Source organism: Nitrospira sp. Kam-Ns4a (assembly GCF_965152595.1).
Map to the genome: position 1 here is coordinate 1,109,108 of NZ_OZ224218.1, position 22,071 is coordinate 1,131,178.

Annotated in this window: 17 protein-coding genes and 3 pseudogenes; 19 read left to right on the plus strand and 1 reads right to left on the minus strand. The window is 68.9% G+C overall.

Annotated features, from left to right (window positions below):
- The first annotated feature begins 4 nt into the window (after window positions 1-4).
- From ACWHYQ_RS05475 to ACWHYQ_RS05565, 19 genes and pseudogenes are all read left to right on the plus strand, one after another.
- Complete coding sequence (locus ACWHYQ_RS05475) at window positions 5-916, plus strand: thiamine pyrophosphate-dependent enzyme (RefSeq protein ID WP_447974724.1); 912 nt, start codon at window positions 5-7, stop codon at window positions 914-916.
- A 48-nt stretch (window positions 917-964) separates the two neighbouring features.
- On the plus strand, window positions 965-1,297 hold the full coding sequence (locus tag ACWHYQ_RS05480) for a c-type cytochrome (RefSeq protein WP_447974725.1): 333 nt from the start codon (window positions 965-967) through the stop codon (window positions 1,295-1,297).
- Between the two features lie 88 nt (window positions 1,298-1,385).
- Complete coding sequence (locus ACWHYQ_RS05485) at window positions 1,386-2,588, plus strand: hypothetical protein (RefSeq protein WP_447974726.1); 1,203 nt, start codon at window positions 1,386-1,388, stop codon at window positions 2,586-2,588.
- A gap of 13 nt (window positions 2,589-2,601) precedes the next feature.
- A complete protein-coding gene (locus ACWHYQ_RS05490; protein ID WP_447974727.1) occupies window positions 2,602-3,501 on the plus strand; it encodes an SHOCT domain-containing protein in 900 nt (299 codons plus the stop codon).
- A gap of 116 nt (window positions 3,502-3,617) precedes the next feature.
- Entirely contained in the window at window positions 3,618-3,941 is a 324-nt protein-coding gene (locus ACWHYQ_RS05495; protein WP_447974728.1) for a hypothetical protein, read from the plus strand.
- 55 nt (window positions 3,942-3,996) lie between these two features.
- Window positions 3,997-6,756 (plus strand): cation-translocating P-type ATPase, encoded by a 2,760-nt coding sequence (locus ACWHYQ_RS05500; RefSeq protein ID WP_447974729.1) that lies wholly within the window; start codon window positions 3,997-3,999, stop codon window positions 6,754-6,756.
- Window positions 6,738-7,748 carry a zinc-dependent alcohol dehydrogenase family protein gene (locus ACWHYQ_RS05505; RefSeq protein WP_447974730.1) on the plus strand — a complete coding sequence of 337 codons (1,011 nt, stop codon included), beginning with the start codon at window positions 6,738-6,740 and terminating at the stop codon, window positions 7,746-7,748. The genes ACWHYQ_RS05500 and ACWHYQ_RS05505 overlap by 19 nt, the downstream gene beginning before the upstream one ends.
- Before the next feature lie 227 nt (window positions 7,749-7,975).
- Complete coding sequence (acsA, locus tag ACWHYQ_RS05510; protein WP_447974731.1) at window positions 7,976-9,739, plus strand: acetate--CoA ligase; 1,764 nt, start codon at window positions 7,976-7,978, stop codon at window positions 9,737-9,739.
- Window positions 9,740-9,785: 46 nt separating this feature from the next.
- Window positions 9,786-10,452: pseudogene (locus ACWHYQ_RS05515) on the plus strand (thiamine pyrophosphate-dependent enzyme); the annotation flags it as partial.
- Window positions 10,439-10,819 (plus strand): annotated as a pseudogene (locus ACWHYQ_RS05520) (transketolase C-terminal domain-containing protein); the annotation flags it as partial. The pseudogenes ACWHYQ_RS05515 and ACWHYQ_RS05520, both read left to right, overlap by 14 nt.
- Window positions 10,820-10,849: 30 nt before the next feature.
- Window positions 10,850-11,805 (plus strand): annotated as a pseudogene (locus ACWHYQ_RS05525) (dihydrolipoamide acetyltransferase family protein).
- A gap of 129 nt (window positions 11,806-11,934) precedes the next feature.
- On the plus strand, window positions 11,935-12,288 hold the full coding sequence (locus tag ACWHYQ_RS05530; RefSeq protein WP_447974732.1) for a hypothetical protein: 354 nt from the start codon (window positions 11,935-11,937) through the stop codon (window positions 12,286-12,288).
- A gap of 587 nt (window positions 12,289-12,875) precedes the next feature.
- Window positions 12,876-13,118: a hypothetical protein gene (locus tag ACWHYQ_RS05535; RefSeq protein WP_447974733.1), complete on the plus strand. Its 243-nt coding sequence runs from the start codon at window positions 12,876-12,878 to the stop codon at window positions 13,116-13,118.
- Between the two features lie 196 nt (window positions 13,119-13,314).
- Window positions 13,315-13,770, plus strand: a complete 456-nt coding sequence (locus tag ACWHYQ_RS05540; RefSeq protein ID WP_447974734.1) for an Hsp20/alpha crystallin family protein — start codon at window positions 13,315-13,317, stop codon at window positions 13,768-13,770.
- Between the two features lie 126 nt (window positions 13,771-13,896).
- A complete protein-coding gene (locus ACWHYQ_RS05545) occupies window positions 13,897-14,364 on the plus strand; it encodes a CBS domain-containing protein (protein WP_447974735.1) in 468 nt (155 codons plus the stop codon).
- 105 nt (window positions 14,365-14,469) lie between these two features.
- Window positions 14,470-16,200, plus strand: a complete 1,731-nt coding sequence (locus ACWHYQ_RS05550; protein WP_447974736.1) for an HAD hydrolase family protein — start codon at window positions 14,470-14,472, stop codon at window positions 16,198-16,200.
- A gap of 136 nt (window positions 16,201-16,336) precedes the next feature.
- On the plus strand, window positions 16,337-16,831 hold the full coding sequence (locus tag ACWHYQ_RS05555) for a CBS domain-containing protein (RefSeq protein ID WP_447974737.1): 495 nt from the start codon (window positions 16,337-16,339) through the stop codon (window positions 16,829-16,831).
- 4 nt (window positions 16,832-16,835) lie between these two features.
- Window positions 16,836-18,209: an MBL fold metallo-hydrolase RNA specificity domain-containing protein gene (locus ACWHYQ_RS05560; protein WP_447974738.1), complete on the plus strand. Its 1,374-nt coding sequence runs from the start codon at window positions 16,836-16,838 to the stop codon at window positions 18,207-18,209.
- Window positions 18,210-18,292: 83 nt separating this feature from the next.
- Complete coding sequence (locus ACWHYQ_RS05565) at window positions 18,293-21,067, plus strand: bifunctional acetate--CoA ligase family protein/GNAT family N-acetyltransferase (protein ID WP_447974739.1); 2,775 nt, start codon at window positions 18,293-18,295, stop codon at window positions 21,065-21,067.
- Here ACWHYQ_RS05565 and cas6 read toward each other — a convergent pair.
- Window positions 21,064-22,044 carry a CRISPR system precrRNA processing endoribonuclease RAMP protein Cas6 gene (cas6, locus tag ACWHYQ_RS05570; protein WP_447974740.1) on the minus strand — a complete coding sequence of 327 codons (981 nt, stop codon included), beginning with the start codon at window positions 22,042-22,044 and terminating at the stop codon, window positions 21,064-21,066. The genes ACWHYQ_RS05565 and cas6 overlap by 4 nt on opposite strands.
- Between the last annotated feature and the right edge of the window lie 27 nt (window positions 22,045-22,071).

Sequence of the window (22,071 nt, forward strand, 5' to 3'; positions counted from 1 at the left end):
AATTATGTGGCAACGCGAGACCTTCAAAAAGATCAAGCAGCTCCCGCGGGAGGAGCCCATCCTCCCCGGCACGCCCCTGTGCGCGGGCTGCGGCGGACTGGAGGCGCTGCGCCTCGCCGCCAAGGTGCTGGGCGACAAGGTCGTGTATGTGAACGCCGCCGGCTGTTTCACGCTCCTGTGCGTCTATCCGTTCACCCCCTTCCGCGGCTCCTGGCTCTACACCACGATGGGCTCGGCCCCGGCAGGCGCACAGGGCATCCGCGACGCGCTGGATGTGCTGATCGCCAAGGGCCGCCTGCCAGCCGAGGAGGACCTCAAGGTCGTCGTGCTCGCCGGGGATGGGGCTTCCTACGAGATGGCACTCGCTGCCACCTCGGCGGCGATCGCGCGCAACCTCGACTTTTACTACTTCTGTTACGACAACGAGGCCTACGCGAATACGGGCGTGCAGCGCTCGGCTGCGACGCCGTGCGGCGCGGAGACAACTACGGGCCCCTCCCCCGCCAAGAAGGACCTCTTTGAAATCTGGCGGGCCCACTGGCCGCCGTATCTGGCGACGGTCTCCCCTCGGCACCCGCTGGACCTCGTCGAGAAATTCGCGCGGGCCGCGCGGGTCGAGGGCCCGAAGCTGTTCCTGGCACTCGCCGCCTGTCCGACCGGTTGGGGCTACGACCCGGCCCAGACCAACGACGTGGCGCGGCTGGCCGTCGAGACGGGCCTCTGGCCGCTCAAAGAAGCGATCAACGGGCAGGTCGTGCACACCTATGTCCCGAAACGACGGCCGGTGGAGGAATACCTCCGGCTCCAGCAGCGCTTCCGGCACCTCTTCGAGCCGGAGCGGCAGGAGGCGACCATCCAACACATTCAGGAAGTCGTGGACGCTTACTGGCAACGTGTCACCACGGGCTTTTCCTGATCGAATCAGCCAGTCAAGAGGACACGCCTAGCACCTGCGGAGGGAGGCATGGCTGTTGCCAACACCATCGCTGGGACGATTCTGGGAGCTGCGCTGCTGTTCGGGCTGAGCTCCGCCTGGGCCCAGGCCGATCCTGTACAGATTGTCAAGGGTGAGCAGGTCTATCGGGAGAAGACGTGTGCGCTCTGCCACATGATCAGGGGGCAGGGCGGCAAGACTGGCCCCGAGCTGAGCGAGGTCGGCGCGAAGCGTGATGCCCAGTGGCTGAAGGGGTTTCTGAAGGAGCCGAAGGCCATGATGCCCAAGGCCAAAATGCTGCCGTTCAAGGGAAGCGACGAGGAGCTGGAGGCCTTGGTGGCTTACCTGGCCTCCTTGAAATGAGGGCAGACGATTCGGAGCCGTAAGGACCGGCGGCCGGTGGGAGAGAATCATGGAAAAATACCGAACACCGCGAGGCAGGCACCTGGCCATGATCGCCGCGCTCTTGCTGGTGTCCATCATCGGCGTGGTGCTGGCTACCGTGCGAGAATCTGAGGCGATTCCAGCGTGGGCGCGGAAATACAACGCCGACTGCTCGATGTGCCACTATCCCGTGATCCCCCGGCTGAACTCATTTGGACAGCAGTTCCGGCGAGCGGGCTATCGGATGCCCGAGGAGTTCAACAAGGAGCAGGACGTGACGAAGGTGGGCGATTTCTTGTCCGTCCGCCTGCGGACTCGCTTCGGTTATGAGAACAAACTCGACCGGGTCGAGCGGACCGAGTTCACGCTGAACGATGCCACCTTCTTTTACGCGGGAGCCTTCACGCGGAACTTTTCTGGGTTTGTCGAATCCGAGATCGAAAGCACCGGAGAGATCGGGCTGGTTGGCCAGCTCCTGGGAGTCTTCGGAAAGTCGGACCGCTACGTCAGTTTCCGCATGGGGCAGATGCACACGCTCCCGCGCGTGGGCTTGAGCGGGTTCGATCGCCCCACAGGGATCAGCACCAACCCGCTTCTATCAACCACGCTGACGCGAGCCGGCTCGATCCAAGGCGCGAACTTCGCGCTGAATACCGATCAGAAAGGACTGGAGATCGCGTACGTGGAAGGGCGGGGGCGACTCTTGGCCCAGGTGTTGAACGGAGTGAATCAGAATGGAAGCGGCACTGCGAACAAAACCGACGTCGACGCAGACAAGGATTTCCAAGTCGCCTACGAATACATCCTGGATGATATTGCGTCCGGACTCACGGCCTTCTATTACAAGGGGACGCAGCCCGGAGTGGCCAGCGCCTCGGCCGTCAGCCAGCGGTTTAATTTCTACCGACTTGGGCTCATAGCCAACAAAATCTTCCCGGTCGGGTTCGGCTATTTTGAACTCCAAGGCGGATACATCCGAAGCTCCGATAACGTGCCCGCGCAGGTTGGACCAAATGTGCTCGGCCACGCGGCCTACATCGAGTCCCAGCAGTACCTGACAGGGCCGGAGATCACGTTTCTAGAGCGATTCTCCATCATCGATATGGAGACGGCCAGCACAATCGTTTCGCGAAAAGACTACATGGTTGGCGTGGTCGCACCGGTGCAGACATGGCTGCGGGCGGCAGCCGAGTATACGTATACCACGGATATCCGCGTGGCCGGCGTGCCCGGGCACACCGCGCTGTTTGAATTGCAGGCGAACTGGTAGCCCGGAGAGAACCGTGATCGGAGACGGAGATCTGGTCCACGCTGCACGGGCAATGGGAGACCGGAAGCGGAGCCTCAGGCTTCAGGTGAGCCGACCGCCGATGGGATGGTGGCTCACTGGTGTAGCGACCCTGCTGGTGATCCACGGTTGTGGCGGCCCGGTCCGCTACAGCCGGGAGGTGCAGGAGGAGGCGCACCGCTACGTCCGGCTCGAGGCGCGTTATGGCTATGGCCCTCAGTACGGGTATGACAGCGCAGCCCTGCGCTTCGCCCATCCAGTCTCCTTGAGTGAGGCAGAGTGGCTCCGGCTCCTTCAAGCCATCCAGGTCCGTCCCCGCAAGGGGGTCCTGACGATCGGCATGGAGCCGGCGGGGCCGTCGGCAGCGTTTCTTGAGGATGACAGGCGCTTCCTCGCCCGCTTCCTCGCCGTGGCCTTCGCGAAAGCCAGGGCCGATGAGTGGGTCGTCTTCTATCTGAGCCATCCGCGAGACGGCGGGGGAGCCCCTGGCGTCGTGGAGGTGAGCTCAGGAGGGTTCTTCGCAGAGAGCGGGCACCTCCATCTCGTTTTGGCGAATTATCGGTACGCGGCCTCGTTGCCGTTTATTCAAGAACAGACCAGAGACGATCCTCTGCGTCCGGCCGGTGAAGCCTTCTACGAGCCGGTGCCGGGCAAGTACCAATCGGTGCGACCAGTGAAGATTTGGGATAGGACGCAACCGGTTCGGGCAGAGAGCGTCGACCTCATCACTGATTATCAGACCTTGCTCGGATCTCATCAGGAACCTGTCCTGAAGCCGGCCGGAGGCATCCCGCTGAATGAGCGATTGCGGATGCTCGACCAGCTTTACAAGGAAGGGCTGATCACCGAGGAGGAGTACCAGCTCAAGCGGCAACGGCTGCTGGACGAGCTCTAGCTCGGTCCACTGAGTCAGACTTCACTGCGGAGAGCACAGTGCCGGCGCCCGCGAAGCGAGTCGGATAGAAGCGGCCGTTACTGATACCATTCCCGCGGCAACCAAAGAGGTGGACTATGGGCGACAAGAGCATAGGGCGGATCGTGACGGAGGCATTCGCGCAGGCGATTCCCTGGGCTATCGTGTTCACGGCGGCGGCCGCCTTCACCGCCCAGGTCGTCATGAACATGGCCCGGCAGGAGGTCAAGGAGGCCATCGAGTTCACGGCCACGACCGCGGTGCGGGAAACAGTGCAGCTCGTCCTGAACGACCCGGTCATCGGCGAACACCTCTGGCCGCTCGTCAAGCAGAACGTTAAGGAAGCCATCGAGTACACGGCAACAGTGGCGGCCCAACAGATGGCCTCCGCCCAAACGGCGCAGGGTCCCAAGAAGAAATAGCGAGCGGCGCAGTACCGATCGGGCTTGCGTCACCGGGACTCGTCTTGGCCATCTCATGGATGTGCGGGAGTTCACATCCCTCTCCCCCGCCGACGCGCTGGGGAAGCTGGGGAGCGGGCCCGCCGGGCTGACTTCCGAGGAGGCGCGCCGGTGCCTCGCACGCGACGGCCCCAACAGCTTGCCGGTGCCGCAGGGGCCTTCGCTCGCCCGAAAGCTGCTCCGGCAGTTCACCCACCTCCTGGCCATCCTGCTGTGGTTCGCCGCCGGGCTTGCCTTCATCGCCGACGCGCTCCGACCGGGCGAGGGCATGGCCACGATCGGGTGGGCCATCCTGGGCGTCATCCTGGTCAACGCGCTCTTCACCTTCGTCCAGGAATACAAGGCCGAGCGGGCCGTCGAGGCCTTGCGCGCACTCCTGCCGGCGACGGCGTGGGTGCTGCGCGCCGGACAGCCTCAGGAGGTCCTGCGCGAGGAGCTGGTCGTCGGTGACGTGCTCCTCCTGGAGGAGGGCGAGCAGGTGCCCGCCGACGCGCGAGTGATTGAGGCGATCCGGCTGCGCGCGGACACCTCGTCGCTCACCGGCGAATCGCATCCCCGGACGCTCAAGGCCGAACCCGTCCCGCGGGGGGCGCTGACGGACCCCCTGCACGCGCCCAACCTCGTGTATGCTGGCACGACGATCCTGTCCGGGCGCGGCCGGGCAGTCGTGTTCGCCACCGGCAGCCGGACGGAGTTCGGACGCATCGCCCACCTCGCGGGTGCGGTCGAGCCCGGCCCCAGCCCGCTCCAGAAGGAAATCACCTGGCTCACGCACATCGTGGCCCTGGCGGCCACGAGCGTCGGCGCCGCCTGCTTCCTCATCGGGGTCCTGCTCGGCTGGGGATTCTGGGTGAGCTTCGTCTTCGGCATCGGCATCCTGGTCGCGAACGTGCCCGAGGGGCTGCTGCCCACGGTGACGCTTGCGCTGGCGATGGGCGGACAGCGGATGGCCCGGCGCAAGGCCCTGATCAAGCACCTCGCCTCGGTGGAGACACTCGGCTGCACGACCGTGATCTGCACGGACAAGACCGGGACGCTGACGGAGAACCGGATGCGGGTGGCGCGGCTGTATGCCGAGGGCACGACATACGAGGTGCGGGAGGGGCACCTGCTCCGCGAGGGCCGCCTCGTCACCGCGCTCGACGGGGCCCCGTTGGCACGTCTGATCGAGGCCCTGGCCCTGTGCAACGACGCGCGGCGCGTGCGCGGCCCGGACGGCCACGTCATCCTGGCAGGCGATCCGACGGAGGTCGCGCTGCGGGAGTTTGCGGACCGGCGGGGCGGGCCGGACCGGAACCACCACGGACGGATGGGTGAGCTGCCCTTCGATGCCGACCGGAAGCGGATGACCACGTTGCACTGGGTGCGGGGGCGGCTCCTCGCGTCGGTGAAAGGCGCCCCGGAACTGCTCCTGCCGCTCTGCACAAGCCGGAGCGACGGCAGCACGGTCCGGCCGATGACCGCAGTGGACCGGGAGGCCGTGCTCGCGCAGGGCCGCCGGTTCGCCGGGGAGGCCTACCGCGTGTTGGCCTTTGCCTCCCGGGACATCGATCCGGGCATGGCGACGCACCTGACTCCGGAGACCGTGGAGCGTGACCTCACGTTCCTGGGCCTGGTCGCGTTGCTGGACCCGCCACGCCCCGAGGTCCCTGACACCGTCGCACGCTGCAAGCAGGCGGGAATTCGGGTCATCATGATCACGGGCGACCATCCGCTCACCGCGCTGGCGATCGCGCGCCAGGTCGGACTCGCGCCGCCCGGCGCCGGCCTCGTCGTCGAAGGGGCGCAGCTCGACGTGATGGACGACGCGGCGCTCAGCCGGCTGGTGGACCCGGGCCGGGCCGGGGGCCCGCCAGTCTTCGCCCGCATGGCGCCCCGCCATAAGTTGCGCGTGGTGGCGGCGCTTAAGGCGAAAGGCGAGGTCGTCGCCGTGACGGGCGACGGGGTCAACGACGCGCCCGCGCTCAAACAGGCCGACATTGGAATCGCGATGGGGCGCGCCGGGACGGACGTGGCGAAGGAGACCGCCGACATGATCCTGCTCGACGACCACTTCGCGACCATCGTCAACGCCGTCGAGGAAGGGCGGGCCGTCTACGCCAACATCCGTAAGTTCGTGACATACGTCCTGTCCCATTTGACCCCGGAGCTTGTTCCCTACGTCGCCTACGGGCTCTTCGCGATCCCGCTGCCCCTCACCGTCCCGCAGATCCTGGCGGTGGACCTCGGCACCGACATCCTGCCGGCTCTGGGCCTGGGCGCCGAAGCCCCGCACCCGGGCATCATGCAGGTCCCGCCGCGGCCGCGCACCGAGCGGCTGTTGAGCTTCCCACGGCTGCTACGGGCCTATGCGTTCCTCGGGCTGATCGAGGCGGCCGCCGCCATGGGTGCCTTCTTCTGGTTCCTGCACACGATGGGTTGGCGCTGGGGGCAGCCACTCGACTGGGCGGACCCCCTCTACCGGCAGGCGACCACCGTCACGCTGGCCGCGATCGTCGTCGCTCAGATCGCCAACGTCTTCGCCTGCCGCTCGGAGCGGCTGTCCGTGTTCCGCCTGGGGTTCCTCAGCAACCGCTTCATTCTCTGGGGCATCCTGGCGGAGCTTGCCTTGCTGGCCGCGATCGTGTACACGGACTTCGGACAGGCGGTCTTCGGCACCGGCGCTCTCCCGCCGTGGGCGTGGGGACCGCTGCTCTTCGGCGCCGCGCTCCTGTTGTGCGCCGAGGAACTCCGGAAAGCCGTCGTGAGGCGTCTGCCATGCACGCGATGTCGCTGACACAGAGCGCGGACGTGGCCACCAACCCGCTCGCGCTCCTCGACCTGCCGGCACCAGAGCCCGGCCCGGACCAGGTGCGGGTGCGGGTGCGGGCCTGCGGGGTCTGCCGGACGGACCTCCACATCGTCGAGGGGGAGCTGCCCCCGGCCAAGCGGCCCGTCATCCCCGGCCACGAGGTCGTCGGGCTCGTGGACCGAGTGGGGCGCGACGTGCGGGACCTCAAGGAAGGCGACCGGGTCGGCATCGCTTGGCTACAGGCGACCTGCGGGCGCTGCGCCTTCTGCACGAGCGGCCGCGAGAACCTGTGCCGCGAGGCCACCTTCACGGGGTACCACACGGACGGGGGCTATGCGGAGTATGCGCTGGTGCCAGCCTCGTTCGCCTACCCGCTTCCCGCCAACCTGGGCGACGAAGAAGTCGCCCCGCTCCTCTGCGCAGGCATCATCGGCTACCGCGCCCTGCGGCTGAGCGGCGTGAAGCCGGGCGAGCGGTTGGGGCTCTACGGCTTCGGCGCCTCCGCCCACATCGTGATCCAGGTCGCGCGCCACTGGGGCTGTTCCGTCTACGTCTGCTCGCTCCGCGCAGAGCACCGGGCGCTCGCGCGCGAACTGGGCGCGGTCTGGGTCGGGGACGCGGCGGACCCGCCGCCGGAGCCGCTGCACGGCGCGATCCTCTTCGCACCCGCCGGCGAGCTGGTCCTGCCAGCCTTGCGGGCCCTGGAGCGGGGCGGGACGGTCGCCTGCGCGGGCATCCACATGACGCCGATCCCTACAATAGATTACGACCGCGAGCTGTTCGGCGAGCGCGTCCTCCGGAGCGTCACGGCCAACACCAAGCAGGACGCCCTCGACCTGCTCCGCGAGGCCGCGGCCATCCCCCTTCGTCCCCACACACAGCGGTTCCGCCTGGAAGAAGCCAACCTGGCCCTGCAGCAACTCAAGGCCGGCACGATCCGGGGCGCGGGCGTGCTCGTGCCGGGCGACGGCTCGTGAGAAAAGCGCGCCCCGGGCGACGGAAGCCCGTGTCGCTTCACCTCTGTTGCTCTGTCCCGAATTTCCCGCTGGACCCGCCCCGGGCTGAGGACAAATGCTACAGCGCCCCGGCGCGTACCTGACGGCTCCGCGCGCCCCGGTGCGAAACCTTGCGGATTTCCATGGCGTTGTCGCTTCTGAGTCGCGCGGCCCCATCCTTGCACAAGGGGTAAGTCGGGAGAGCCGCCATGGCCTGGGAGCGGATCGTCAAATCGCGACGGGATTGGGCGGTGAGTCCCCACCTCTACGACTATGAGGCGGTGCGCAACAGCTTCACCTGGGAGAAGGCACGGCGGGAGCTGGACGGACTCCCGGGCGGGCGAGGCCTCAATCTTGCGCACGAGGCCGTGGACCGCCACGCCGCCGGGCCGCTCCGGGATCGCGTCGCCCTCCGCTGGCTCGGCACGAACGGGACGGTCCGGGACCACACCTACGGCTGGCTGAGCGTCGAGACCAACCGGTTCGCCAACGTCCTGCGAGGGCTTGGGGTGCAGGCGGGTGAGCGTGTCTTCGTCCTCGCCGGGCGCATCCCCGAGCTGTACATCACGGCGCTGGGCGCCTTGAAGCATCGCTGCGTGGTGGCCCCGCTCTTCTCGGCCTTGGGGCCCGAGCCCGTCCGCGCGCGCCTGGCCATCGGCGAGGCGACGGTCCTCGTCACCACCGAATCGTTGTACCGCAAGAAGGTGGCGCCGATCCGGGACCGACTCCCGCATCTCAAGCACGTCCTACTCGTCGGCGACGGCCCGCTGTTTACCTCGGTGCCCGGCACGCTCGACTACTACCAGCTCATGGCCACGGCGGGCGATCGCTACGACATCGCGCCGACCGATCCCGAGGATGCGGCCCTCCTGCATTTCACGAGCGGGACAACCGGCACGCCCAAGGGTGCGATCCACGTCCACGCCGCGGTCGTCGCGCACCACATCACCGGCAAGCTGGCGCTGGACCTGCACCGGGACGACGTCTTCTGGTGCACGGCCGACCCCGGCTGGGTAACCGGCACCTCCTACGGGATCATCGCCCCCCTCACCAACGGCGTCACCAGCATCGTGGACGAGGCGGACTTCGATGCGGAACGCTGGTACCGAATCCTGCAGGACCACCGGGTCACGGTCTGGTACACCGCCCCGACCGCGATCCGGATGCTGATGAAGGCCGGCCCCGACCTGCCCCGCAAGTTCGATCTGCGCGCGCTCCGCTTCCTCGCAAGCGTTGGCGAGCCGCTCAATCCTGAGGCCGTCCTGTGGGGCCAGCGGGTCCTCGGACTGCCGTTCCACGACAACTGGTGGCAGACCGAGACAGGGGGCATCATGATCGCCAACTACGCCGCGATGGACATCCGCCCCGGCTCGATGGGGCGTCCGCTGCCTGGCATCGAGGCGGCCATCGTGCGGCGCACGGAGGACGACCAGGTCGAGATCGTGGACGAGCCCGACGTCCAGGGCGAGCTGGCCCTGCGGCCGGGCTGGCCCTCCATGTTCCGCGCCTATTGGAACGAGCCCGAGCAGTACAAGAAGTGCTTCGCGGGCGGGTTCTACCTGACTGGCGACCTGGCCAGGCGGGACAAGGACGGGTACTTCTGGTTTGTGGGCCGGGCGGACGACGTCATCAAGACCTCCGGCCACCTGATCGGCCCCTTCGAGGTGGAGAGCCTGCTGCTGGAGCATCCGGCCGTGGCGGAGGCGGGCGTGATCGGCAAGCCGGACCCGCTCGCGATGGAGCTGGTCAAGGCGTTCGTGTCGCTCAAGAATGGCTACGAGCCGTCCGAGCCGCTCCGGCGGGAGTTGCTCGGCTTCACGCGGGCGCGGTTGGGCGCCGTGGCGGCGCCCAAGGAGATCGAGTTTCTCCCGACCCTGCCGAAGACGCGCAGCGGGAAGATCATGCGCCGGCTGCTCAAAGCCCGCGAGCTGGGGCTGCCGGAGGGGGACACCTCGACCTTGGAGCACGGATGATGGTCAATGGGCAACGGTTGACGGCGAGAGCAGGAAGCTGAACGGCATGACGTCTGTTTCCAGGGATCATGCGCTGGCGCTGCTACGCCAGATGCTCCGCATCCGCCGCTTTGAGGAGAAGGCGGCGGAGCTCTACAGCCTCGGGAAGATCCGCAGCTTGCTCAACCTGTACATCGGCGAAGAAGCGGTGGCAGCCGGTGCCCTCCACGTGCTCACGCCGGAGGACGCCATCGTCGCGACCTACCGGGAGCACGGGCACGCGCTCGTCCGCGGCACGCCGATGACCGCGCTCATGGCCGAGCTATACGGCAAGGCGACCGGGGGCGCGCGCGGGCGGGGTGGCTCCATGCATTGCTTCGACGCGGCCCGCCGGTTCTACGGCGGGCTCGCGATCGGCGGCGGCCTGCCGGTTGCGGTCGGGCTGGCACTGGCGGACAAGCTGCAGGGCCGATCGAGGATCACCGCTTGCTTCTTCGGCGACGGCGCCGTCGCCGAGGGCGAGTTCCACGAGTCGCTTAACCTCGCAGCGCTCTGGAAGCTGCCTGTCCTGTTCTGTTCTGCTGCGAGCACAATCTCTACGCGATAGGCACGGCCCTGGCACGCCACCAGTCCCAGACCGACATCGCACGCAAGGCGGACGCCTACGCGATTCGCGCCGAGGCGTGGACGGCATGGACGTCGTGGCCTGCGAGGAAGCGACGCGCCGCGAGGCGCCAGCCCGGCCGCGACGTCTCCATCGTCACCTACGGCGGCTGTCTGTGGAAGGCGCTGGCGGCCGACGGGATCGAGGCGGAGGTCATTGACTTGCGCGTGCTTCGGCCGCTCGACCTGGAGCCGGTGCTCGCGTCGGTCGGGAAGACGCACCGCGCCTTGATCGTGGACGAGGGCTGGCGGACCGGGAGCCTCGCCGCGGAGGTCAGCGCTCGGATCATGGAAGATGGCTTCTATGACCTCGATCGTCCCATCGCGCGGCTCTGCAGCGCGGAGGTGCCGATCCCCTATCCGAAGCACCTGGAAGACGCCGCGCTGCCGCAGGTCGCGACGATTGTTCAAGCTGCTCGCACGCTGGTAGGACCGTGACGAGGACAGCCGTTTCACGCAGGTTCAGTCATGGCTGACTTCGTGATGCCTTCCCTCGGCGCTGACATGGAGGCCGGCACGCTGGCCGCCTGGAAGAAGCAGCCCGGCGACCGCGTCACCAAGGGCGAGATCATTGCGGAGGTGGAGACCGACAAGGCGGCGATCGAGGTCGAGGTGTTCACGACCGGAGTCATCGAGCGGCTCCTCGTCCAGCCCGGCGAGAAGGTGCCGGTCGGCACTGTGCTAGCGATCATCAGGGAAGAAGAGCCGGCAGGCAGCGTGCGGCCCGAGCCGCAGGGTGAAGGAGCCGGCGAAGCCGATGACAGGGCGCTTCGTATACGCCAGGCCATCGCGGCCGCGATGGCCCGGTCCAAGCGGGAGATCCCGCACTACTACCTGAGCACGACGATCGAGCTGGGTCGCCTGATGGCGTGGTTGGTGCAGGAGAACCGCACGCGCGGCCTCGGAGCGGCTGCTCCCGGCAGTCTTGTTCGTCAAAGCCGTGGCGCTCGCCCTGCGCGAGGTGCCAGAGCTGAATGGCTTCGGGCGAGATGACCGGGCGGTCCGCAGCGCGGCGATCCACGTCGGCGTGGCGATCTCGCTCTAGCAAGGCGGCCTCGTCGCGCCGGCGCTCCATGACGCCGACCGCCAGACCCTCGACGGGCTGATGCGGAACCTGCGCGATCTCGTCGCACGGGCGCGCGCCGGGTCGCTGCGCAGCTCCGAGCTGGCCGACCCGACGATCACCCTCACCAGCCTGGGGGACATGGGCGTGGAAACCGTGTCGGCGTCATCTACCCGCTCCAGGTGGCGCTCGTGGGGTTCGGCAAGGTGGTGGACGCCCCTGGGTCACGGACGCCGACATCGTGGCACAGCCGGTCGTCACGGCCCCCCTCTCCGCTGATCACCGGGTGAGCGACGGGCACCGCGGCGGCGTCTTTCTCGGCACCCTCGCCCGGCTGCTGCAGGAGCCTGAACGGCTATGACGAGGCCGCCGACCGCGGACACGATCAGGGAGACCGTGCTGCGCATCCTCGCTGGGATCGCGCCCGAGGCGCGACCTCGCCTCGCTCGATCCCGCGGCAAGCCTCCGAGACCAGCTCGACCTGGATTCTATGGATTTCTTGAATTTCGTGATCGCGTTACACAAGACGCTCGGGGTGGAGATTCCGGAAGAAGATTACCCGAAGCTGGCGAGCCTCAACGGCTGCCTGGCCTACCTAACTCGAGCCGATGCCAGCCGCGTTGACCCGCCAGGAGACTCGCAAAGGAGGGGAGAAGAGATCATGAAGACCGTGATCAGCCGCAGCGCGCAACCCATCTCGTTGAAGCCCATGTTTGACGCGAAGGGGCTCATCCTGACGATTCATGGCAGCACACCTGAGGCGAATACCGTCACGTACCTTTCGCTCCAGGAGGCGCGGTTGCTCGCCTACGAGCTGCTGGCCGAAGCGGAACGACAACAGTAGCCCGCAACGAAAAAGCCGGAACTACTCCGGCTCTCGATCCACCCGCCCTTGTGTGGGCTCCGGGCCTGCGGCGCCATCGGGATCGGTTCCGGCAACCCGACAGGTCCTTGACTGGCCGGTTGCCTCGCGCCTCCGCAACACTCGCTCCCTCAGGGGAGCCCTGCCTCTTCTGGCATCGAGGGGAGGGCGCGTTTCCTGGACCACGATCCCGCCGCCGACCAGGGCCGGTGCCCTCTGCACGCTGGCGGCACAAGGGCGGGCCCCGAATGCTAGGCTGCGAACCTCACTGAGCCTCACTCACCTCCTTTCGGTTGTTAGATAATCCCCTGTGGTCGTCGATTCAAGGTGCCGGCCTCCATGGCGAAAGACTCGTAGCCGGCCACAGGAACCTGGGGCATTTGGCGACAGCCGTCCCAGGCGACCTTGACCTGAAATTCCACACATCCGACGGCAAGCCGCCGGCGCCAACCGTCCCCCGAAGCCAACGGCGCCGCAATTCAATCGCTTCCGGACCGGAGTCCGCATGACTCGCCTGGCATCGTCCGTGCAGACGACTGAGGTGTCCCTTCCCGGAATGGAGGAGCGCCATGCAAAAGCAATCGGCCGTCGCGGACCGGATCATCGAGGCGGTGTCGCAGAACCCCGGGTGCCTGATCGAGGAGCTGGTGCTGGCCTGCCCGGAGCTCACGTGGAATCAGGTTTTCTTTCAGGTGGATCACCTGAGCCGTACCGGTCGGCTGATCTTGGCCCGCCGCGCCGCCGGCGTCTATACCCTACAGATTCCGGACGCTGGCGGACCGGTTGCAGCGGGTAAGGAGCGAACGCGATGACCGAAGAGCGCCAGACGACGTGTCGGCGGCGCCGCCCGCCGCCGCGAATCGGTTGGCCCCGACAGAACCGAGCGGGGGACCGCCCCGCGAGCGCGGGGAGCGCCCCGCGCCGGCGCTCCCTAGGTAGGGCACAGACCGTCTCGCGACGGCCGAAGCGATGGCACCCGACCACCAACCACACAAAGGAGGAGCTGCCATGAACGCATTAGTCCGATGGGATCCCTTTAAGGAGTTGGAGGAGATGGAGAAGCGGATCGCCACCCTGTTTGGCCGGGCCCCGCTCCGCAAGAACGGCGACCGGGAGGAATCGCTGACGGTGGCGGAGTGGGCCCCGCTCGTGGACATCGTCGAGGACGACAAGGAATACCTCATCAAGGCCGAGCTGCCGGAGGTGAAAAAGGAAGAGATCAAGGTGTGCGTCCAGGACGACGTCCTCAGCATCTCGGGCGAGCGGAAGTACGAAAAGGAGGAGAAGGGCAAGAAATACCACCGGGTCGAGCGCGCCTACGGGAGCTTCATGCGGAGCTTCACGCTCCCGGACGATGCGGACGGCAGCAAGGTCTCCGCGGAGTTCAAGGACGGCGTGCTCAAGGTCCACCTGCCCAAGTCCGAGAAGGCGAAGCCCAAGAGCATCGAGGTCAAGGTCGGCTGAGCAGCGGTGATCGGTGAGGGGCGACGGGTGATGCGCGAAGGGGCTGCTCGGAGATTCGGCCGCGGGCCTCCACCGATCCCCGATCGCCCGTCACGCCGTCACAGTCTAACGACTGGAGGGCCAACGATGAAGGTCAGGGACATCATGACTAGCCCGGTGCAATACTGTACGGCCGACACCAACCTGGCCGCGGCCGCGGGGCAAATGTGGGACAGTGACTGCGGGTTTCTCCCGGTTATAGATCATACGGGCAAGGTGATCGGCGCGATCACCGACCGTGACATCTGCATCGCGGTGGCGACCAAGGGGCGGGCCGCCCGCGATATCTCGGTTTGGGAAACCATCTCGGGCAAGCTGTACGCCTGCTCGCCCGAGGACGACGTGCACGAGGCGCTCAAGACCATGGCGGCGCACCGGGTGCGTCGCCTGGCGGTCGTGGACGAGGACGGGATGCTGCTCGGCGTCCTGGCCCTCAATGACCTGATTCTGGCGGCCCAGCCTGGCAAGAAGGACGGGACCTCGGAGCTGTCGTTCGACGACGTAATGAACACGCTCCGGGCGATCAGCGCCCACCGCGTGCTGATGGCAGCCTGAACGATAGGGACACGTGACGAGTGACGCGGGACGAACAAGGCCGGGCCACCGGCGACTTGGGCGTTCACGTGTCACCCATCGCGCGTCGCCTGTCGCGGTAGTTCGATGTACCGCCGCGTGATGGCCTTCGACTTCGACGGCACCCTCGCCGAGGAAGAGCAGGTGCCGCCGGAACTTGAGCGGGCCTTGGAGCAATGCCGCGCGTCCCGCCACGCGCTCTTCCTCGTCACGGGCCGCCGCTTCGAAACCGTGGCCTTGGGCCGGCTGGGGAACCTGTTCACCGGCGTGGTCTGGGAGAACGGCGCAGTCCTGGCCCATGGGGCGAGCGGAGAGCTGTACCTCCCCTTCGGCCAGCTCGACGCGGGGTTGCTGAAAGGACTGGAGGAAGCCGGCGTCCCCTTCGAGCCGGGTCTCGCCATCGCGGCGACCTGGACGCCCCACGACAAGACCGTCTGGGAGGTGCTCGGGCGGCTGGGCGGCGGTGCCACCGTCGAGTACAACAAGGGGGCGGTGATGCTCACCCCGCCGGGCGCGGCGAAGGGAGCGGGGCTCGAGCGGCTGCTAACGCTCTGCGGGTTTTCGCCCAGAAACCTCGCCGCGTTCGGCGACGCCGAGAACGATCTGTCCATGCTGCGGCTGGCCGAGGTCGCGGTTGCCGTCGGCGACGCGGTCCCCGCCGTCATCGAGCTGGCCGACGTCGTGGCGGCGCAACCGGGTCCGGCCGGCGTGCTGGAGATCCTGACCCAGTACCCCCTGGCCGGGCAATTTCTGGATCGGCCGCTCCGGCGCGAGCGCCGGATTCCCCTGGGCCGCACGGAGGCGGGGGCCGAAGTCGGCCTTCCCGCCTCGCGGTTGGCCGGCCGCAACCTCGGCGTGTTCGGCGACTCCGGCACCGGCAAGTCCTGGATGGTGGGGCTCCTGGCCGAGGGCCTGCATCATGAGCATTATCAGGTCCTGCTGATTGATCCGGAGGGCGACTTTCGCGGCCTGCGAGCCTTGCCGCGCTTCGTGGCGCTGGGCGGCGAGCCGGACACCATGCCCGCCCCGGCGGCGGTGGCGGCGCTCCTGGACACCGGCGGCGTGTCGGCCGTGGTTGATCTCAGCAGCTACCCGCTGGCACTGCGCGGTCCCTACGTGGCGGACCTGCTCCGGGCGATCCGGCCGCTGCGGGAGCGCAAGTTCCGGCCACACTGGATCGTGATCGAGGAGGCGCAACAGTTCCTGCCCCTCGCGGGCGGGAGCGTCGCGGAGACGGTGATCCCGATGCTCCCCGAGGGCGGCTGGACCGTCGTCTCCTACCGGCCGGACCGGCTCGCCGCCGACGTGCTCCGCGGTCTCCACCATTGCGTACTGACGCGCCTGACGGAGCCTGAAGCGACAGCCAGCCTCTCGGAATATTGCCCGGGCGGCGCCGCCCATGAGGTGAACCTCGCGGCGATCCCCACCGGCTGCGCCTGGCTGTCCGGAGGCCCGCTCGTCCGGCTGCGCTCCGCCATCCGGCGCGTGCCGCACATCCGGCACCTGTACAAGTATCTGGACGTGCCGCTGCCGCCGGGGAAGCGCTTCTGGTTCCGCGACGAGCGGGGCGGTGTCGGCAAGGAGGCGGCGAGCCTGTCGGAGTTCCTGCACCTGATCCCGCTCCTCCCCATCGAGTCCCTGGAGTACCACGACGCCCGCCAGGACTTCGCCGCGTGGGCGGAAGGCACCCTGGGAGATGCCGACCTGGCGGCGCGCCTGCGCAAGCTGTCGAATCGGGGGCTCAAGGGACAGGATCTGCGCGAGGCGCTCCGGCAGACCCTGGCGACCCATTGCGCCGAACTGGAGGCGCTCCGGTAGCCCCCTCGGAAGACCGGACGATGAGCATGCCCCCACGAAAGCGGCGCGATCGCCTGGCCGACGAGCCGATGCGCGATGTGCTAAGCTACATCCGGACACGCGCCCCCTTCATCCCATTGGCCTGACCGGAGGCATCGTGCCGAAGACCGCCGAGCAGTTCCTGCCCTCCACAGTCTGCACTGTCACCCCGGAGACCACCGTCGCGGAGGCCGCGGCCATGATGGCCGAGCGGAACGTGGGCGACTTAGTCGTCGTCAAGGACATGCGCCCCGTCGGCATCCTCACGGACCGGGACATCGCCGTCCGCGCGGTCGCGGCCGGCAGAAGCCCGGGGCGCACGCCCGTCCATACGATCATGTCCTGGCCGCTGATCACGATCACCTGGGACCAGGACATCGGCTCGGCGGTCGCCCTCATGACCCAGCACGGCATCCGCCGGTTGCCGATCGCGGACGAGCAGGGCCGGCTCGTCCCGATTCTGACGCTGGACGACCTGCTGCTCCTGGGGCTCGACGGGATGCCGGTCCTGACCGAGGTGCTGCGCACACAGTTGCGCTGCGGAACGGGCGCGGCGGCAAGGCCGATAGGTTGCCCCGGCGAGCGCGAGCTCGAGGGCAACTGGCTCTCATAGGCTGATGACCACGACGATCCGATTCCTCGGCGCCGCGCGGATGGTGACCGGCTCCTGCTTTCTCGTGGAGCGGGGCGCGGATCGGATTCTGGTGGACTGCGGCCTCGTCCAGGGGCCTGACGAGCTGGTCGCGCGCAACCAGGCGCCGTTCCCCTTCGACCCGGCGACGCTGGACGCCGTGGTCCTGACTCACGCGCACCTGGACCACACGGGGCTCGCGCCGCGGCTCGTCGCGGAGGGGTTCCGGGGTCGCCTCCTCACGACGACCATCACGAAGGAGCTGCTCCCGGTCCTCTGGGAGGACTTCATCCGGCTCCAGCACCCGCCGCCGGCGGGCCACCGGCGACGGACACGTGACGGGAAGGGCCCCGCCCTCTACACGCTGGACGAGGTGGACCGGACCCTCTTGCGCTGCGAGGGCCATCCCTACGGGCGGACGGTCGCGCTCTCCGGCTCTTGCCGCCTCCGCTTCGCCGACGCGGGGCACATCCTCGGTTCCGCGATCGTCGAGCTGTGGATGGGTGACCGCAAGCTGGTCTTTTCCGGCGACCTGGGGCACCGCAACAAGCCGATCGTCCGCGACCCGACGCCGATCGAGGAGGCCGACGTGCTGCTCCTGGAATCCACCTACGGCGACCGCGACCACAAGACCCTTGCGGAGACGCGGGCGGAGCTGGGCCGCGTGATCGGCGAGACCATCGCGGCCGGCGGGACGGTCCTGATGCCGGTGTACGCGATCGGCCGCAGCCAGGACGTGCTCTACATGATCAACCAGCTCACCCTGGAAGGCGTCCTCGATCGCCCGCGCGTCTTCCTCGACAGCCCCATGGCCATCCGAGCCGCTGAGGTGTACAGCCGCCACCTGGAGGCCTTCGATGAGGAGGCGCGCCAGCTCGTCCAGCAGCCGCCGAAGAACCCTCGGGCCCCGCAGGTCACGTTTACCGAGTCCGCGGCGGCCTCGCGGGCGCTGGCGCGCCAGCGCGGCGCGATCATCCTGGCTGGCAGCGGGATGTGCGAGGGCGGCCGCATCCAGGAGCACCTCGCGCGGCACCTGGCGGACCCTCGGTCCTGCGTGGTGATCACGGGCTACCAGGCCGCAGGCACGCTGGGTCGCCGCCTGGTGGACGGGGCGACCACCGTCCCGCTGCTGGGCCACTCGACCGCGGTCCGGGCGCGCATCCACACGATTAACGGGCTCTCGGCCCATGCCGACCAGAGCGGTCTCCTGGACTGGGTCGGCGGGTTCCGCGACCCGAAGCCCCGGACGTTCTTGGTCCACGGCGAGCCGGAGAAGATGGCGGTCTTCGCCCAGGTGCTGGACCGGCGGTACGGCCTCAAACCGCACCTGCCGGCGCTGGGAGAGACGGCGGCGCTATGAGCACCGGCTAGAGACCCGTGGCGAGGGATGCACGGTCCGAACCGCTCGCCTCGTGCCGCGAGCCGCGCGCCAGTGGAGGAGCCATGACCGCGACCCGTGTGCGTCCGTTGTACATTCCGCTGCTCTCGCCGGCCGAGGCGGAGCGCGGGCACCTGGTGCTGCGCGACGGGACGACCGCGCTGATCCGGCCCGCGCGCCCGGAGGATCAGCCGGCGCTCCAAGCCTTCGTGGACCGCCTCTCGCCGCAGTCGCGCTCGCAGCGGTTTTTTTCCGAGTCCCAGCCCCCCGCCGAACTGCTCGCGGCGCTCTGCCGGAACGACGACCCCCGGGCGAGCCTCACCCTGCTCGTCACGCGCGTCCTCGACGGCGAGCCGGCCGTCATCGCCGCCGGCTCGTATCTGGCTCGGAGCGAGACGACGGCCGAGGTCGCGCTGGCGGTGGACGACGCCTTCCACGGCAAGGGGCTCGGGACGTTGCTGCTGGAGCGCCTCGCGGTGCTCGCCGCCCGCCACGGGTTCCAGCGCCTCTGGGCGGTCACCCACGCGGAGAACCTGGCCATGCGCGAGGTCTTCCGCCAATCTGGGTTCGAGATTCGCGAGACGATTGAGGGCGGCGAGATGGAAGTGGAGCTGTCCGCGATCCCCAGCGCCGAGAGCGTGGGCCGCTCGGAGACGCGGGAGCGGGTGGCCACCACCGCCTCGCTCCGGCCGTTCTTCAAGCCGCGGGCTGTCGCGGTGATCGGGGCCTCGCGCGAGCCCCGGAGCCTCGGCGGCCGGTTGCTCCGCGCGCTGCTCGCGGAGCCGTTCCAGGGCCCGGTCTATCCGGTGAACCCGAAGGCAACCGAGATCGCCGGCCTGCGCGCCTATCCCTCGGCCCGCGCGCTGCCCGAGCCGGTGGACCTGGCCGTCGTCGCGGTCCCGCGGGACGCGGTGGCGGCCGCCGTCGCGGACTGTGCCGCGCGGGGCGTACGGGCGCTGGTCGTCATCACCGCCGGCTTCGCCGAGACCGGCCCGGAGGGCCGCGCGCGCCAGGACCGGCTCGTCGAGCAGGTGCGCGGCGCCGGCATGCGGCTGATCGGCCCCAACTGCATGGGGATCCTCAATACGGACCCCGCCGTGCGGCTGAACGCCACCTTCTCCCCGGTCTTTCCGCCGCCCGGCCGCGTCGCGATGCTCACGCAGAGCGGCGCGCTGGGCCTCGCGATCCTCGCCGCCGCCCGCCGCCTGCGCCTCGGCCTCTCGACCTTCGTCAGCGTCGGGAACAAGGCCGACGTGTCCGGGAACGACCTGCTCCAGTACTGGGAGGAGGACCCTGCCACCGACGTCATCCTGCTCTACCTGGAGTCCTTCGGCAACCCACGGCGCTTCGCCCGGATCGCCCGCCGGGTGAGCCGGCGCAAGCCGATCGTGGCCGTCAAAGGGGGCCGCTCCCAGGTTGGAAGCCGGGCCGCAGGCTCGCATACGGCAGCCCTGGCCGCGAGCGACGCGGCGGTGGACGCGCTGTTCCGGCAGACCGGCGTCATCCGCGCGGACACCCTGGAAGACATGTTCGGGCTCGCGGCGGCGCTGGCGAGCCAGCCGCTTCCGACCGGCCGCCGTGCGGCGATCGTCACGAACGCGGGCGGCCCCGGCATCCTCTGCGCGGACGCCTGCGAGGCGGGCGGCCTCACGCTGCCCAGGCTCTCAGACCAGACGCGGGCGGCGCTCGCAGCGTTTCTCCCGCCGACGGCGAGCGTGACGAACCCCGTGGACCTCATCGCCTCCGCGGGCCCGGCGGACTACCAGCGCGCCATCGAGATCCTGCTCGCCTCGGACGAGGCGGACGCGCTCATCGTGATCTATATCCCGCTGGACCCGGGCGACGTCCAAGCAGTGGCGCGCGCCATCCGAGATGGGGTGGCGGCCGGCCGGGCCGCCCGGCCGGCCGCCACCGCACCGGCGCCGGTGCTCCTGTGCTGGATGGGCGAGGTCCCCGATTGGGACAGCCGAGAGCGAGCACCGGATGCCCTGGCGGAGGCGCACCTCCCCTGCTATGCCTTTCCCGAGGCCCCGGCGCGGGTCCTCGGTCGGATGGCGGCCTACGCCGAGTGGCAGGCGCAGCCGCTCGGGATGATGCCGGATTTCGACGACCTGGACTGGGCGGCCGCGCGCGAGACGTGCCGCCGGGCGCTTGAGCAACGCGGCGCTGGCTGGCTCGCCGCCGAGGAGACCCGGACGGTGCTTGCCGCGGTGCGGGCCCCGTTGCCGCCGGGTGGGGTCGCGACGACCGCCGACGAGGCGGCGGCGCTGGCCCGCCGGATCGGTTTCCCCGTCGCGCTCAAGCTGGCCTCGCGCATGCTCGTCCACAAGACCGAGATCGGCGGGGTGCGGCTGCATCTCACCGACGAGGCGGCAGTCCGCCGCGCGTTCGAAGACCTCCGCGACCGGCTGGCCCGCGACGGGCGGCTGGACGTCATGGACGGCGTGCTCGTCCAGCCGATGGTCTCGGGCGGCGTCGAGGTCATGATGGGCGTCGTCCAGGATCCGCTGTTCGGACCGCTCATCGCCTTCGGCCTGGGCGGCATCCACGTCGAGATCCTCGGCGATGTGGCCTTTCGCGTCACGCCGCTCACCGACCGCGACGCGAGCGAGATGGTGCGGAGCATCAAGGGCTTCCGCCTGCTCGAGGGCTACCGCGGCCATCCTCCCGCGGACGTGGCGGCCATCGAGGAGCTGCTGCTGCGCCTTTCGCGCCTCGTCGAGGAGCTGCCCGAGATCGTCGAGCTGGACCTGAACCCAGTCTTCGCGCTTCCGCCCGGCCGGGGCTGCTGCATCGCTGACGCGCGGATCAAGGTAGCCCCGCCGGGCGGAACCCGCTAGCCCGCTGCAACGATCCGATACCGGCCGAGCCCGAAGCTCGTCCCCTTGCCGACGTGGGTGACTTCCCCCAGCCGCAGCAGAGGCAGGAAGGGGCCGAGCGGCCCGTCGTAGGTGATCGCGCCCAGCAGGCCGCCCAGCGTCATCGTCGTTTGCTGCCGGGAAGAGTAGCGCGCCCAATCATGCCACCGCAACGAGTGCTCGACGACCCGCACCGCGCCGGCTAACCCGATCCACTCGCGGAACGGCACCGGCCGCGGATCCCCGCCGCAGTGAAAGTACGAGAGGTGGGCCACCCGCCGCAGCAGGCTTCGCACGAGCAGGGAAAACGGCACGTCGTCGGCCAGACGTTCCGCGGAGATGAGCCGCAGGGGCGTGAGGAGCTCGAGCGTCACGCGGCCGTCCGGCAGGCCGTCGGCCGCGGGCACAGCGAGCACGAGTCGCACCGACTCCTCGAAAGGATCGGACGCCCGCAGGACAGGGTCCTCAGCCGAGTACAGCACCCACCGCTGCCCCTCCCGCTCGGCCTCCAGCGCGGAAACCCTGCACGGCACCCGGCGCCCGCCCAAGCCGACCCGCCCCATCCGCTCGAAGGCGAAGAGAAAGTACGGCAAGGACCGGAGGGCTCGGCCGAAGAGGGTCAACCCGATGCCAAAGGGCGCGCCGGCCGGCTGGACCGTCCCGCCCGGACCGGGCGGCTCGAGCACGAAGGGACGGGGCGCCGTGGGGTACTTCCGCATAATGCGAGTGTCCGGGGGCGGCGCGGTCTCGAAGACATAGGGATAGAGACACCGGTCCTTCAACAGACAGGGAGGGCAGTCGTAGGTACGGGTGACACAGACGACCCGCTGGAGCGCCACCCCGAAGGCGCCACGGAACATGCCGCCGGCGTACGGCGGCAGGCGCAGGGGCGCCTCCGGCACCAAGCGCACCGTGAACCGTCCAAACGACAGCGGCAGCGCCGCTTGCTCCTGGGGCACGGGCTCCTCCCGCTCGTTTTCCAGCAC